This is a genomic window from Pseudomonas sp. NFACC10-1 (assembly GCF_900119195.1).
In the GTDB taxonomy this organism is placed as follows: Bacteria; Pseudomonadota; Gammaproteobacteria; order Pseudomonadales; family Pseudomonadaceae; genus Aquipseudomonas; species Aquipseudomonas cerasi.
In genome coordinates, this window is the sequence record NZ_FPJB01000008.1 from 206,767 (window position 1) to 221,508 (window position 14,742).

Here is a 14,742-nt window from a genome sequence, read left to right on the forward strand (position 1 = left end):
ACTGATTTTTTAAATAGCAGGGCCCAGATTTTGATTTGTCACCTGAGCACACGCCCGGCCTAATCGTGACCCTCGACAGGGAGGGTGAAGGTATGCAGATGCGTGGCTCGGTGGTTCAGAATATGGGGTTAATGATCAGTGTCATACTGGTGGCGCTCAACTTGCGTCCGTCGATGGCCGCTGTCGGTCCATTGTTGATGGCGATTCGGCTGGACGTCCCACTGGGTTTCGGGACGGCGTCGTTGCTGACCATGCTGCCGGTCATGGCCATGGGACTGGCAATGTTTTTCGGCATGGGCATCGCTCGCTACCTGGGGTCGTATCGCAGCATCATGCTTTCACTGGCGCTTATCGGTCTGGCAACCCTGGCGCGTCTGTTTCTGGATTCTGCTGCCGAACTGATTTTCAGCGCTGTGTTGGCGGGGCTGGGTATTGCCTTGATTCAGGCGCTGATGCCCGCGTTGATCAAATCGCGCTTCAAAGCCAACGTCTCTTTGTGCATGGGCTTGTATGTGACTGCGATCATGGGCGGGGCCGCGCTGGCCGCTTCATTCAGCCCCGTGGTGATGGGTAGTAGTGGCAGTTGGCGCTTCGGCCTGGCGGTCTGGTCACTACTGGCTCTTTTGGCAATGTGCTTCTGGTTTGCCCAGCGGCGCGTATTGCGCTCCGATGCGTCAACCACTGCAGGGCTCCGGCAGACTTTCTTCCACACGCCTCGGACCTGGATGCTGGGGGTTTTCTTCGGCCTTGGCACTGCGTCCTATACCTGCGTGTTGGCCTGGCTGGCCCCGTATTATTTGGAGAACGGCTGGAGTGAGCAGAGTGCAGGGCTGCTGCTGGGTTTTCTGACCCTGATGGAGGTCGTATCGGGTCTGCTGGTGCCGGTGCTGGCCAACCGCAGTCGCGATAAGCGCGTGGCGCTGGTTGTGCTGCTGCTGTTGATGATGACCGGCTTTGCCGGGCTGATTCTGATGCCGCAGCAGTTGGGACTGCTGTGGGCATGCCTGCTGGGATTGGGGATTGGCGGTCTTTTTCCGATGAGCCTGATCGTGTCCATGGATCATTTCGATGAGCCACAGCAGGCGGGCAGCCTGACGGCATTCGTGCAGGGCGTGGGTTATCTGATCGCCAGCCTGTCGCCGCTGCTTGCCGGAGTGATTCGTGACCTGACGGGCAGCTTTGCGGGTGCATGGTGTTCACTGATGGCGTTGGTCGCGGTCATGCTGTTGATGGTGGTGCGACTCGACCCCCGGCGTTATGCTGATCATCTGCGCGACGCACTCGACGAACCTGTCATCACTGGCAGATAGGCGGCATGATCGCATTTTGATGCTATCTTGTGCGCGTTGACCTGACCGCCTGGTCACAGCGCCAGCGAGATACCTTGATGCTTAACAGTAATGCTCTGAGAAAGCTGGACATGCAGGACCTGATGGTCTTTGTCTCGGTGTATGAGCAGCGCAACCTGACCCTGGTCGCGGAAGCGTTGCATGTCAGCCAGTCGACGGTCAGTTACTGCCTGAAAAAGCTGCGGGCGAACTTCGAGGACGACCTTTTCATCTGCACCCGCAACGGCATGCGCCCGACCCGCAAGGCATTGGCCATGCACGACCATGTGCAGCAGATTCTCCGCTCGGTCAATCTGTGCCATGACGGCCTGGATCTGTTCGACCCGACTCGCACACAAACGACCTTCACGGTCTGTGCGCCGGAGTATTTCGAGCTGCTGGTATTGCCGCATTTGATGCGTGACTTCGCTGCCGCTGGTTTCTCGGTGACGGTCAATGTGCAAAAACTTGAGAAGCAGTTGCCTGCCGAGCAGTTGAACGACGGTCGTTTTGACCTCGCCCTGTGCTTCGGGCCTGGCTTTCACCGAGTCCCGGACAGTCTGATTTCGCAGGTGTTGATGGAGGATGATCTGGTTTGCGTCATGGACTCCAGGTTCGCGCCGCTCAGCGCCCTGATCGACATTCAAACCTTCGTCCAGCATCGTCATGTCTACCCGACGCCGTGGACGTCCGACACCAACATGGTGGATGGCTGGCTGCAGCGACAGGGTCTGGAGCGCAACATTGTCGCGCGGGCCAACAGCTATCGGGCGGCCTTGCAATTGCTGGAAGGCACCGATTTCATGCTGGTTCTGCCACGGCGTATTCAGACGCTGCTGGGTAATGAACCGTGGATTTCCGTATTCGAACTGCCACCTGACCTGTCTGGCTTCAGCCTGGACATGCTGTGGAGCGCCCAGGCGGATCGAGACGAAGCCAGCGGCTGGCTGCGTGAACAAGTCGTGAAGGTGTGTGCCGAACGCGGCTTGCTCTGACGGGTTGTCAGTTGCCTGACTTGTCTTTCTGCGGGTCGGGTGAGGTGGCAGGTCGGGCCTGTTCGCCCTGCTGATTGAGCTGTTTGTTCTTCTCGCCCACCTTGCCGGCGTTTTCCGGTTTGTGATCGAGGTCTTCGCGTTTGGATTCATCTGCCATGACCGTATTCCTTTTTGTAGGGGGGGTGTGGTTATTGGTCAGTGTGGCGGGTGCAAGATTCGATTTAAATGACGCGCGGTTCATTGCCCGGTGCTGTTAGCGTCGGACGCTGAACCGCGCACATCAATCAGCTCAACAGAGTGATCAAGTCTTTGGCCGCCTGCGCAGAGCTGGCCGGGTTCTGGCCAGTCACCAGCTTGCCATCGGTCAGCACGTAGACGCCCCAGTCGTCGCCCTTGGAATAGTCACCGCCCAGTTGCTTGAGCGTGTCTTCGACCAGAAAAGGCACGACATTGGTCAGGCCGACCGCTTCTTCTTCACTGTTGGTGAAGCCTGTGACACGGCGGTCCTTGACCAGTGGCTGACCGTCCGGCGCTTTTACGTGACGCAATACGCCAGGTGCGTGGCAGACCATCCCGTGTGGCTTGTCTGCCTTGGCAAAGGCCTCGATCAGCGCGATGGAGTCCTTGTCTTCAGCCAGGTCCCACAGCGGGCCGTGACCGCCCGGGTAGAACACGGCATCGAAATCGGCCGCATTGACGCCAGACAGAAGGCCGGTATTGGCGAGCGCTTTTTGCGCATCGGCATCTTTGGAGAAGCGCTTGGTGTCGTCGGTCTGAGCGTCAGGCTCATCGCTTTTCGGGTCCAGCGGTGGTTGACCGCCTTTCGGAGAGACCAGCGTAACGTCGGCGCCGGCCTCTTTGAACGCGTAATACGGCGCGACGAACTCTTCGAGCCAGAAACCGGTTTTCTTGCCGGTGTCGCCCAGTTGGTCATGGGATGTCAAAACCATCAGGATTTTCATGTGCATGCTCGTCTTCGAAGGGGTGAGAGGGTGTAGACAGGCAAAAACCTCAAGTGTGTGAGAATTTTTTACCACCGGAACGAGCAGGGGCGGATGTCGACACAATGACGTGCGTCGACATCCGGCCCTGTTTCACCGCTGCGTTTAAAAACGTCGGATGAGGATCATTGCTCCTTGGTCAGATCCACCAGCGGTTCTTTGCGCACTTCGGTCTCGCGACCGTCCTGAATGTGCTTGACCTGCCCAAGGGCTTTGTCGACAGCACCTTTGTCAGCCAGCAGACTGTAGCTGATCTGGAACTGGCGTTGCTCTTTCGGCGCAATGGTTGGCACCAGATTCAGCGGGCGCTGGAAGCGGCGGTTGTAGGAGAAGCTGGTCCCCGGTTCCAGTCCGGTGACGTAGCCCTGGCCTTTGGTGTCGGTGTTTTTCCACAGCGAGAACACCGGCAACTGCTTGGTATTGAAACCGACCGACACGCCCAGGCTGCCAGCCTTGTTGTGCAGCACGGTCAGCGTGTCACCCTTGGCATCGCCGTAGGGCACGATGTTGTAGACCGTCTCGTCGTAATCCGGCGTCGGTGCGCGGTAGGTCTGCCAGTCGCCCAGGTCACCCTTGGCTTTTTCATTGAACGGCGAGACCTGCTTGACCGGCGCTTCGAAACGCGCCCCCTGTTCGAGGAACGGCGTGCTGAAGTTGCTGTGGTACAGCGCCTGGTATTCTTTCGGATAGTCGCCATTGTTGGTCAGCGTATCGTTGAGCGAAAAGCTCGTGCTGCCTGGCTCGGTGACCAGTTCGGTCTGCACCGAGAAGTCGACCTTCTTGAACGCCTGCTCCTTCAATTCACCCTTGAGACGGATCGCGTAGGGCGGTTTTTCGTCGATCTGCAGTGTCACCTTGCTCGCCGGAATGTTGGCCGCACGGCCGTGCAGGGTCAGCAGCTCGCCGTTGTCCATGCCCGGGTGGCCCACCCACTCATAGCCGCAGCGGGTCACTAACTCGTTGAAACCTTCCAGCCAGCCCAGGCCGCCGCGGCCATTGAGCTCGATGAAGGCCGGATTGACCACGTCCTTGACCGGAGAATCCCAGCCCATGCGCACATCGCCGACTGATGCCTGCAGCACGTTCATGCCACGGGTCGGGACGACTGACAGCTTCATCGTGCCATTATCGATATCGATAATGCTCACGCCTTCCTGACGACCGCCATGCAGCGTACGCATCGTGACAGTGAACGGCTTGTCGGTCTTCACGCCCAGCTGCTGACTGGTGATCTGCTGATTCTGCGCAGCCTTGTCGGTGTCGAGCAGCACATAATCCCAGGCAAACACACTGGAAGCGGCTGTAAGAGCGCCGAGGCCTACGAGCAGAGGAAGGGATTTCATGGTGATGGTCCTTCTGTAATTATTGGAATTATGGTGTTGCATACCGTCTGAACAGCTATTTAACGCCGAGTTAAACGATTCAGCAATGGGCAGAGTCCAGGCAAAGCGCTTTTAACCACGATGGCACTGACGACGCAGAGTGCGACGTCAGTGACAGGGCGAAGGAACCCAACGAAATCGGGCCGCAAGCAGGAGCGGGGACGTTGCTCACGTTGGTCCCTCAAAGTGAGTCGCCGAGGGGCGAAAAGGTGACCTGAGTCGAACCTCAATCCGCCTGACAAAGAAAAACTGCTGTGTGACGCAGAGCGTCACGAACTGCATTCCCAGGCGGAGCGTGAGGAACGAGAATCCGAGTCGAACCTGAATCCACCTGATACCACAGCCCCCTTCGTGAACAAGTTTGCTCCCACGGCCTCCGGCCAGCATCAAAAGCAGATTTGTGTATAACGATGAGCGCGGACGATGAGGAACGAGAGGTGCCTCGCCGAGTATAGCCAGGCACGTTAATCACCGTTCATCGAGATTCAGGTGACTGCCCCCGAACCTGATCGAGCCCAAGCCGCTCGGCTGCCGCCTCACCCAGCAACCGCTCGATCTGCGCATGCTCCCAACCGCTGAGCAAACTCACCGGATCAGTGCGCAGCCAGCTTTCAAACGAGCCTTCCCGACCCAGCGGACAGCGACATACCCGACAGCGGGTCGGGCTGCCCTCGGTGACTTCCAGCGTCAGCAACCAGCCGTCAATCTCGACCTGTTGCAGCCCGAAGCCGGAGGATGTGCCGATAAGCTTCAGCGACCGAGTACCCATCGCAGCATCCCGCAGTTGCTGATACACCTCACGAGTCGTCAGAGCTTTCACAGGCGTCACTCAAATCCATTTTGCTGAGTAAAGCACGATTCCGAATCGTGCCGGTTAAAGCAGACGCTTCAAAACGTCGACGGCGCACCAAACAGGCTTTCGATCTCGGGCCGGGTCTGGTTGATCGCACCCAACTGACGGATCAGTTCGGCCTGCCTGCTGCCACGCACGCCAGCAGTGGTCATCAGCGCATCGCGCACGTAGGTGTAGACGCCGCTGACACCGAACGGCGTGATGTAGCGAACATGCTGGCTGATGCCTTGGGTGATCGTCTTGAAATGCTCGCTGGCGTAATAGGTTCTGCGCGTCCAGGCCGATTCGAACACCAACTCCATCATGACGATATTCAGGCGCGACTCTTCGACCTCATGATTAACGTCCGGCGCAGGCGGCGCAGGCTTGGCGTTATCGTAGGGTTGCGCAAGGTGCAGGCGCAGTTTCAGCACAGCCTCGGAACCGGCCATGTCACGGGCGAGCTGCTCAATGGCTTTGCGGGCTGCGGGCAGATCATCGCTGGCGAGATGAAAGTGCAGATGCATCTTGTCCAGTGTGGCGGTTTCGTTGGGGATCGGGTCAGGCAGGCGATCCACCAGGGTGCTGGAGCCATCCGGTACGTCGTAGGCGATGGTTTCTTCGAACATATTCTGCTCGTCGGAGAACAGCAGGGCGCTGGCATCCTTGAATTGTTTCTGCGCATCGGCGGACAGAAAGCCGATCTCCACACCACCATCCAGCACGTAGCCCGGTAATGCCTTAACGCCTTCGATGACTGGCCAAAGGTGGCCGTCCTTTTCGCGCGTCAGGTGATGCTGAACGTACCAGCCCAGGCCCTCAAGCCTGGCGCACAGCGGGCCATGAACGTCGCGCCAGTAGGTCGCGAACAGTTCATGGGGAACACCCGTCTTGCGCAGCACGGTGGTGTAGGAGTTGATGACGATGTTTTCATCGCGAGCGGCGTGGTTGCCGGAAAAGTGGCTGGCGGAAAAGGCTGAGTTGGGCATGGAGGCTCTCTGTCATGAAGATATTCCTCTCAGGCGCCTCGCCGCCGAGGTAAGTTCAAGGAAACTTACCGGCGGACGCACCCTTGTGCTGCGATGCAGGGCGAGACGAACAGGTAACCCCGGTAGGCGCCGGCCAGAGTACGTACCGCCACGACCGACCACATCAGTGCCAGCAGCGCAACGAGCCACGTGCCAAACACATCGAAGAAGCCCAGATGCAGGGTAGCGCCGAGTTTGAGTGTCGCCACTGCATACACGCCGAGCGGGAAGGTGAACGCCCACCAGCCCAGGTTGAAGCCGATGCCCTGTTTCACGTAGCGCGCCGTAATCAGCACGGCCAGCGCCATCCACCACAGACCCAGCCCCCAGAACAGCATACCGACCACCACACCGATGCCTGCTGCTACCGTGCCGATGGATGCGAGGCCGTGGGCGGCGAAGATGGCCGGGGCGTCGCTGCCCATCACCAGCATGCCCAGTGCGCCTGTACCGATGGGCCCGAGTGCCAGCCAGCTGGAGGCGGCCATGCTTTCGTGGGGCAGTTTGTGCAACGCCAGGCGCAACAGCAGAATCACCAGAATGCTCAACGCCACGGGCACCGAGTAGGCCCAGAGTACGTAGCTGGTGATCAGCACGGTGAACTGCGAGTCAGCGGTCGCAAGATGCGTTGTCAGCGATCCCCCGCAGGCCGCTGCAACTTCGGCCGCCACCACCGGTAACAGCCAGACAGCAGTCATCTTCTCGATGCTGTGCTCCTGACGGGTGAACATCATGAAAGGGATCAGCACCCCACACGCCAGGGCCATCGCCACGTCCAGCCACCACAAGGCTTCGGCAACCGGAACAATGGCACTGCCCCAGCGCGCCGGGCCGAACACCAGCAGGCCATTGATGAGGGTGGCCAGGCCCATGGGAATGGTGCCGAAGAACATCGACACGGTGGAGTGCCCGAAGACCTGACGCGCCTCATCGAAAAACAGCAACCAGCGGCTGGCGTACATCACGCTGAACAGCGTGAACAGGGCGATGTTCAGGAACCACAGCGCTTCGCCCAGCGCACGCAGCGGGGCAGGGCTACCCGGCAGTTGCGCCAGCGCCAGCGACAGAATGCCGGTGCCCATGGTCACGGCGAACCAGTTGGGGGTGAATTGCCGAATCGCCTCCAGCGGGCTGTTCAGCGCTGTGAAGGGGGCGTTGCCCTTGATGAGGATTGCGAGTCTGCTCATGGCAGTCTCCTACGGGTGATTTCGGGATGTGCCATCAGTCTACGGATCGACAGTCAATCTTCTAAACGGGTAATCTCTCTCATCGTTACCTGTTTTTCAGGTAGGTCTACCCGGCGAGAGAGACGGCCTTGAGAATCAACCTGCGGCAATTACAGATTTTTTGCGCGATCACCCGCTGTGGCAGCACCACCAGCGCAGGCAGCGCTTTAGCACTGTCCCAATCAGCCACTAGCGCGGCATTGAACGAGCTTGAAAGTGCGCTGGGTACGCGTTTGTTCGACCGGGTTGGCAAACGCCTGGTTCTGAATGACAGCGGCCAGACGTTGCTGCCGCGTGCCATGAAAATGCTGGAAAACGCCCAGCAGATCGAGGACAGCTTTCTATTGCCCGACGCAGCGTTGAAGGCTCGGCTGCGCATCGGCAGTAGCAGCACCATCGGCAATTACGTCGTGCCACAGATCGTCGGAGCATTGCGCAGCTCGACGCCTCAACTGCGAATCGATGTGGACATCGGCAACAGCGCGCTGATCGCGCGCAAGGTTGCGCAGTTTGAAATAGACATGGGGCTCATCGAGGCACCCTGTCATCTGCCGGAGTTGATCGCCGAGCCGTGGCTGGTCGATGAAATGGTCATCGTCGCCGGCTGCGCCCATCCGCTGGCCGGGCAGGAATACGTGTCACTGGGCGAACTGCAGGGCGCGGAGTGGCTGCTGCGTGAGCAGGGTTCGGGGACGCGCGAAGAGGTCGAACACTTGCTGCTCAGGCATTTGCATGACCTGCAGGACATGCGTCAGGTAGGCAGTTCGGAAGCGATCATGCGCACCCTCGCGCAAGGCATTGGCATCAGTTGCCTGTCCCGTCGTGTGGTCGCCGACCTGCTGGCGAGCGGACAGTTGCGCACGCTCGCCAGCCCGTTGCCGCCGCTCAATCGCCGGTTCTTCATGATCAGGCATCGCGACAAGTTCATCTCGCCGAGCCTGGAGCGCTTCAGGGAGGCCTGCCGCCAGGCTGCCGATCAGGCTGACACGTTGCGCCATGGCTTGAGCCACAACGCCAGCCCGACCAGCAGCAGCGCGCCGTAAACACAGCTCAGGCCCAGTTGCAGCCAGGTGTCGTGCAATGGATGCAGCAACAGGGCGGCGATAGCCATCAGCAGGCTGGCCAGTAACCAGTGGCTGCGCCACGGCAAGACATGCAGCAACGACTGGCGACGCATCAGCAGCACGCCGGTGACCAGCGCGCCGCCCAGCGCGGCGAGGGCAATGCCGGTCAGGCCGAAGGCAAAGGGCAGTGCGCCGAGCAGCAGTGCATTGCACAGGCTGCCCACTAGCTCGCAGTTGAGCGGCAGGCGCGTGTCGCCAGCGGCGTAGGCATAGCGCGCCAGCAAGGCATTCCAGGCACCGAACATCAGCGGCACGGCAAACCAGGCGAGCAGTTCCGGCAGCGGCCCGCCCTGGGTCTGGTTGGGCAGCAGCAGGGCCACCAGCGCCCCGGCTGCACCGATCAGGCCGGCCACTGCCGGCAAGGTCAGCAAGGTCGCGCTGCCCAGCCCGCGCTTGAGCAGCGACAGGCGCTGATCGCCGGCACTGCCGCTCATCAGGCCGAGCAGCACCTGATTCAGGCTCATCAAGGCAATCAACGGCAGGTTGATCAGTTTGCGCGCCAGGTTGACCCAGGTCACCGCGCCTTCGCCGAGCAGCGAAGCCACCATGCGCTCCAGCAGGGCAAGCCCCTGGCTGGCCAGGTTGCTGCTCAGCAGCGGGCCGATACGCTGTAACAGCTCACGCATTGCGCCCGCTTCCGATTGCCACTGCCAGGGCCGCCAGCCCGAACGATACAAGGCGGGCAACAGCACACCCGGCATCAGCACGCTACCCAGTACGCACGCGCTGGCCAGCCCGCTCGATGTCGAGGCATGGCTGAACGTGGCGAGGTAAATGACCGGCGGCAGGTTGAACAGCAGCGAGCCGAGCCCGGCCAGCACGAAGCGCGAGCGAGCCTGTAGCGGTACGCAAAACAGCGCATGCAGCATGAAGCCCGGAGCGCACCATGCCAGCCAGCGCAAGCCACTGGCAGCCTGCGCGTAGCCATCGGCGTCCAGCCCCGGACCGATCAGCCGCACCAGTCCCTCTGCGCTCAACAGCAGAACGACGCTCACTGCCAGCCCGGTCAGTAACAGACGCGGTGCCATGCCTCCCAGCCAGCGCTGTTGCCGTTCAACGCTGCGCTGCTGATAAAGGGGCAGGGCAGCGGCGCTGAGCAAGCCCGCGGCCAGTGACATGCGCAGCGCCTCGGGCAGGAACATCGAAACCAGAAACGCGTCGCTCTGACCTCCGGCACCCCAGGCCGCCACCAGCAGCCATTCGCGGGCAAATCCGGCAGCCAGACCGGTAAGGGTGGCCAGTGTCAGCCAAAGTGTCGAACCCAGCATCGTCTGTGCTTCTGATCAGTGAAACAAGGTGAACAGGCCTTTGCCGCCCACCTTGTACTTGAGGCCGCGAGCGCGCTCGCCCTTGATCTCTGCGTTCGGGCCACTGACGATGGCGTAGGGCGGAACCGGTTTGGAGACCACGCTGTTACCGCCCACCACGGCACCTTCGCCGATGTCGGCGCCGAACGAGAGCAGCGCGCGGCTGCAGATCCACGCGTAGTCGCCGATGAACACCGGCCCGCCTACCGCCCAGAATTCCGGTTCGTTGAGATCGTGTCCACCGGCGATGATCAGCACATGTGAAGCGATGGTGACGTGATCGCCGATCACCAGCCCACCGCGTGCGTCGAGTTGGCAGTGCCAGCCCACCGTGCTGTCATTGCCTATGCGCAGGCTGTCGACGCCGAGCACCTCGGTATTGCGCCAGACGGTCGAGCCCTTGCCGATCTTCGCGCCGCCGATGCGCAACCACAGCAGGCGCAGGGTGTGGCTGGGGATCTTGCAGATGAGGATGTTGTAAGCCTGCTCCCAGGTCCGCAACATGCGGTCGCGCAGGGTCGGCCAGTTGATCCCGTACAGCGGAATAAGCGCGCCTTTGGTTTCGCTGGCCAGCAGCTTGTAGAAGCGTCGCGCCAGCGGGTGTTCGATTCTCGTCTCGATATTCAGGTAGCAGATGAACGACAGGGTGCGTTCCTTGATCCGCGTTTCAAAGCACACTTCGTTGTCCAGCATCCACTGATAGGCGGCTTCCAGCTCTTCGAGCGGCACCGCCATCTTGCGCGCGTAATCGGGCAGTGCCTCTCTGAGATTATGAGAATGCAGCATGCGGTGTTTCATGAGGAGGCTCCCGGCTCGGGTGAGGCGTCAAGGTGTCTGGATGTCATGTCGGGCCTGGCGCGCAGGCGTCTGGTTTCGTGCAGGCTGATGCCGAGCAAGAGCCAGAACAACGCAACCAGCACACTGGTGAAGCTGAAGTAATGGTCGAACAGACCGCTGAACAACGCAGCCAGTACACCGGTGGTGCAGCCCAGCGCAATAGCGTTTTCGCGAGTCAGCACGACCCGGCCGCTTCCGGGACGCACTTCCTTCCACCAACTGAGGGTGATAGCGATGAACAGCAGCATGCCGGGTATGCCGATCTTGTAGATGAAGTTCAGCCACAGGTTGGAAATGCCGAATTCTGTGTAGCCCAGCACCGGTGGGTCGGTCTTGAAACCGATGCCGAACGGGAAGGTGGCCACTGCGTCGGGGAAATGGCTGTATTCCAGGAAGCGAATCGCGGTACTGGCATCGTCATTGCTGAACAGCCCCATCAGCCGGTCTTGCAGAGGCGGGTAGAACATCAGCAGAAGAATGCCGGCCACCATGCCACCCATCAACAGCCGTCCCAGATGCGGAATGCGTCGCCGGGCCATCAGCAGCATCACTGCGATCAGGCTCAACAGCGCGCCGCGTGAGCCGGTCAGCAACAGGCCGACCACGCCAAGGGCCGCTACCGCAAGGCCCAGCCTGCGGGCCGTGCCGCTGCGCGTCATGCCGAAGCAGAAGGCCAGCGGCAGTAGCATCGCCAGTGCACCCCCCGCCACGTTGGGGTGCATCCACGGCGATCCCATGCGGCTGGCGAACGAAAGCAGGCTCTCGCTCAACACGTCGGCACCGCTGTAGCCCAGGCTGCCGAGGATCGGAATGATTGCAGTGGCCGAGCCTTTGGTGACGTAGACACCGATCGACAGCACCAGCAACAACAGCGTCCCGCCGAGCAGCGCGATGACTGCGTTTTCCAGCGTTTTGAGGTCGGTCAGCAGACGGGGCACCAGAAACAGGATCGACAGGTTGAACAGCCAGCGGATCCAGTTGATCGGGCCGTTGCCCTCGGCGATGACGGTCAACTGGCCGACCAGAAACGGAAACGCACTGAACAGCATCAACGCCACCAGCAGCCGTTCGGGGCGCAGCATATGGGGCACACGGTGGCGTTCCTGAAAGACTGCATGCAGCAGATAGCTGGCCCAGGTCAGCATGATCAGCGCTTCGGAGACCGTGGTGCGAATGCCGATCTGAATCGTCGAGTAGGGCAGGAAGGTTCCGATCAGGCAGAACAGCAGCAGCCCGCGTACCGGCCGGCGGATGATCGTGGCAACCGCCACGATACCGATTGCCGCCGCTACCACGAAGGGCGCCGGCAGCATCCAGATCATTACGCCGAACAGCAGGCTGAACAGCAGCCCCAAGGGCAAGGCCAATGGCATCAGCGCAATTCCTCCAGCGCCACGTGCACGCGTTCGCAAAAGGCTTTCAACTGGTAGCGCTGCGTCCAGTCTGTGGCAATCGCCGGATCCTCTTCAGGCGCTTGCGACAGGGTCCCCATCAACCTGATCAGGTTACCGCTGTCGACCGGCGAAAAGCGTGGACTGTCGGGCGGTGCGACTTCGTCCAGCGAGGAGCCCGAGGCCACTGCAACCGGTGTGCCGCTGTTCAGTGCTTCAATCACCGGCAGCCCGAAACCTTCACTTTTGGAGGGTTGCCAGAGCCGTTCGGCATTTTTGTATACGGCGTGCAGTTCGGCGTCGCTCAGGCCGCTGAGCACATGCAGACCCGGTAACTGGCGCTGCGCTTCGGTCAGCGGATCATCGCCACCGACCAGCACCAGTTCCGGGGTATCGACGAATTGCATACGCGCGGTCTGCCAGGCATCCACGAACCATTTGATGTTCTTGCGCGGTTCGCGCGTGCCCACGCACAGCCAGTAACGCAGCGGCAGGCGCAGTTGCGCGATGTCGGCCGGCTCACCCTTGAAGGCTTCCACCAACAGCGGTATGACGCGCAGCTTGGCTTTGATCCTGGGGAACATCCGTGCAGCCTCGTTTGCAGTGAATTGCGAAGGCACCCAGATCTGGTCGGCAACCTTCAGCGACCAGGCAATCGACAGGTAGTCGGTCATCCGGTAGATCCTGGCTTTCAGTCGCGAACCGTGACTGTTGTGCTGCGTGAGCTGAAACAGATCGTGCAGTTGCAGTACGTAACGCATATCGGCCGGCTTGCGCCCCAGCGGCAGGCCCATGTTGATATTGGCCATGTAGATCTGAATGCCGGCATCGCGCAGGGCTGCAGGCAGGAACTGGCCTTCGAAGCGCAGGCGATCCGGCAGCCGATGAACTGAATTCAATGGGGCAGCCCAGCGCGGGGCATGCATCAGGCGGCGTACCGGATGATCGTAGGGGGCCACGCCGAACAGCTGCAATTGCACGTCCGGGTGTTCACGGAATGCCCGTTCCAGTGCCAGGTTCTGGCGTCCGATGCCGCTGGTGGGGTAACCGGCTGCGGCGCGGTAGTCGAGTCCTATACGCATGAGCGCAATCCTTGCTTGGAGAACGAAAAGCGGGTGTAAATCACTTCCAGCTGAGCGGCGGAAACGGACCAGTCATGCCGGGCGCGAACATAAATGCGGCCGGCTTCGCCAATCTGCTCAAGCTGCAGTGGTTTGTCGGTGTATTCGGCGATCAGTGTCGCCAGCCCTGACGCATCCTCGCTGCCCAGGTAATGTTCGCCATGCCGCACCGCCAGTCCGGAAACACCCTGTGCGGTGGTCACCACTGGCAGGCCGGCGGCCATGGCTTCCAGGGTCTTGAGCTTGGAGCCGCCGCCCTGGCGCAGGGGTGCGAAGAACATCGAGGCAGTGGCCTGCAAGGCACGCAGGTCAGCTACATAACCCAGCCATTCAATGCGCGGGTCAGACCAGCGCTCGCGCCAGGCGGGCGGCATGCCGAAGCCGCCGATGGCAAAACGCACATGGGGTGCCAGGGCCCAGACCTTTGGCATGATCTCGTCCAGCGCCCATTCGATGGCGTCGACATTGGGGCCGTATTCATAGTTGCCGATGAACAGCAGTCGATGGCTGTGACGGTCCGCGTGGACGCTGGCGTAGTAATCGCAGTCGACACTGTTGACCACATAGGACGTCGCCCTGCCGCTGAGACGCGAAAGCGCCTTGGCATCGTCCTCGGTGACCGCGATCAGCTCACCGGTCTGGCGAAACACGCGGGTTTCCCAGCGCCGGTAGCGCCAGCGGTCATAGACCGCGAAGGCATTGGCCCAGCGTGGCAGACGGTCATAGCTGGCGGCACCCAGGTCCGATTCGACATTGTGCTCGGTCAGCACGAAGGGTTTGCCGGAGCGCTTGAGCGCATGCTCGAAGGGCTGAAAGGCATAAGTGTGCTGCAACTGAATAATGTCCCAGTCTTCCTCCAGCAACTGTTCGAAGGCCTTTTCCAGTTGCGGTGCGTAGCCGTTCACGCTGGCCAGCATCGGTGGCGGGGCAAACGCCACGGCCAGCAGGGTACGCAAGCTGAGCAACGGGCGTCGATCGATCACGATCAGGCGTTCCAGCCAAGGCTCCAGTGCCGCGCGGGCATCGTCGTCCAGCGGGTTCTTGGACTGCACCAGCAGCGTGATGCGATGACCACGTGCTGCCAGGTTGCGCAGCAAATGGTATTCCCGGGTTTTGCCGCCACTGGTGGTGGGCCAGGGCAGATAGGGGAGCGTCCACAGGATTCGCATG

14 protein-coding genes are annotated in these 14,742 nt (G+C 60.9%); 3 read left to right on the plus strand and 11 right to left on the minus strand.

Annotation, left to right across the window (positions count from 1 at the left end; translation table 11 throughout):
- Positions 1-92 precede the first annotated feature (92 nt).
- Complete coding sequence (locus BT119_RS21965) at positions 93-1,310, plus strand: cyanate transporter (RefSeq protein ID WP_072366923.1); 1,218 nt, start codon at positions 93-95, stop codon at positions 1,308-1,310.
- Positions 1,311-1,387: 77 nt separating this feature from the next.
- Positions 1,388-2,323 carry a LysR family transcriptional regulator gene (locus BT119_RS21970; RefSeq protein WP_072366956.1) on the plus strand — a complete coding sequence of 312 codons (936 nt, stop codon included), beginning with the start codon at positions 1,388-1,390 and terminating at the stop codon, positions 2,321-2,323.
- Between the two features lie 7 nt (positions 2,324-2,330).
- Here BT119_RS21970 and BT119_RS21975 read toward each other — a convergent pair whose 3' ends face one another.
- The 6 genes from BT119_RS21975 to BT119_RS22005 all read right to left on the minus strand — a co-directional run bounded on the left by BT119_RS21975 (position 2,331) and on the right by BT119_RS22005 (position 7,753).
- Entirely contained in the window at positions 2,331-2,480 is a 150-nt protein-coding gene (locus BT119_RS21975; RefSeq protein WP_002554136.1) for a hypothetical protein, read from the minus strand.
- A 127-nt stretch (positions 2,481-2,607) separates the two neighbouring features.
- Entirely contained in the window at positions 2,608-3,285 is a 678-nt protein-coding gene (locus BT119_RS21980) for a type 1 glutamine amidotransferase domain-containing protein (RefSeq protein WP_003370448.1), read from the minus strand.
- Between the two features lie 164 nt (positions 3,286-3,449).
- Positions 3,450-4,667 carry an aldose 1-epimerase family protein gene (locus tag BT119_RS21985; RefSeq protein ID WP_003436312.1) on the minus strand — a complete coding sequence of 406 codons (1,218 nt, stop codon included), beginning with the start codon at positions 4,665-4,667 and terminating at the stop codon, positions 3,450-3,452.
- A 514-nt stretch (positions 4,668-5,181) separates the two neighbouring features.
- On the minus strand, positions 5,182-5,526 hold the full coding sequence (locus BT119_RS21995; protein WP_072366957.1) for a DUF7693 family protein: 345 nt from the start codon (positions 5,524-5,526) through the stop codon (positions 5,182-5,184).
- 68 nt (positions 5,527-5,594) lie between these two features.
- A complete protein-coding gene (locus BT119_RS22000; protein WP_072366926.1) occupies positions 5,595-6,527 on the minus strand; it encodes a hypothetical protein in 933 nt (310 codons plus the stop codon).
- Positions 6,528-6,592: 65 nt separating this feature from the next.
- Complete coding sequence (locus BT119_RS22005; protein WP_003370453.1) at positions 6,593-7,753, minus strand: TDT family transporter; 1,161 nt, start codon at positions 7,751-7,753, stop codon at positions 6,593-6,595.
- A gap of 128 nt (positions 7,754-7,881) precedes the next feature.
- Between BT119_RS22005 and BT119_RS22010 the strand changes: the two genes are divergently transcribed.
- Positions 7,882-8,835, plus strand: a complete 954-nt coding sequence (locus BT119_RS22010; protein WP_024662788.1) for a LysR family transcriptional regulator — start codon at positions 7,882-7,884, stop codon at positions 8,833-8,835.
- On the opposite strand, the gene BT119_RS22015 is transcribed toward BT119_RS22010, so the two are convergent.
- Genes BT119_RS22015 through BT119_RS22035 form a run of 5 tightly spaced genes read right to left on the minus strand, consistent with a single transcriptional unit; the run spans position 8,769 to position 14,741 of the window.
- Positions 8,769-10,184: a lipid II flippase MurJ gene (locus tag BT119_RS22015; RefSeq protein ID WP_072366927.1), complete on the minus strand. Its 1,416-nt coding sequence runs from the start codon at positions 10,182-10,184 to the stop codon at positions 8,769-8,771. The genes BT119_RS22010 and BT119_RS22015 overlap by 67 nt on opposite strands.
- Before the next feature lie 15 nt (positions 10,185-10,199).
- Positions 10,200-11,021 carry an acyltransferase gene (locus BT119_RS22020; RefSeq protein WP_058416947.1) on the minus strand — a complete coding sequence of 274 codons (822 nt, stop codon included), beginning with the start codon at positions 11,019-11,021 and terminating at the stop codon, positions 10,200-10,202.
- Positions 11,018-12,433 (minus strand): O-antigen ligase family protein, encoded by a 1,416-nt coding sequence (locus BT119_RS22025; protein WP_044308545.1) that lies wholly within the window; start codon positions 12,431-12,433, stop codon positions 11,018-11,020. Before BT119_RS22025 ends, BT119_RS22020 begins: the two co-directional genes overlap by 4 nt.
- The gene (locus BT119_RS22030; protein WP_003436327.1) at positions 12,433-13,533 is read right to left on the minus strand and encodes a glycosyltransferase family 4 protein; all 1,101 of its coding nucleotides are present in this window, start codon (positions 13,531-13,533) and stop codon (positions 12,433-12,435) included. The genes BT119_RS22025 and BT119_RS22030 overlap by 1 nt, the downstream gene beginning before the upstream one ends.
- Positions 13,524-14,741 carry a glycosyltransferase family 4 protein gene (locus BT119_RS22035; RefSeq protein WP_003436329.1) on the minus strand — a complete coding sequence of 406 codons (1,218 nt, stop codon included), beginning with the start codon at positions 14,739-14,741 and terminating at the stop codon, positions 13,524-13,526. Before BT119_RS22035 ends, BT119_RS22030 begins: the two co-directional genes overlap by 10 nt.
- Position 14,742: the final 1 nt, after the last annotated feature.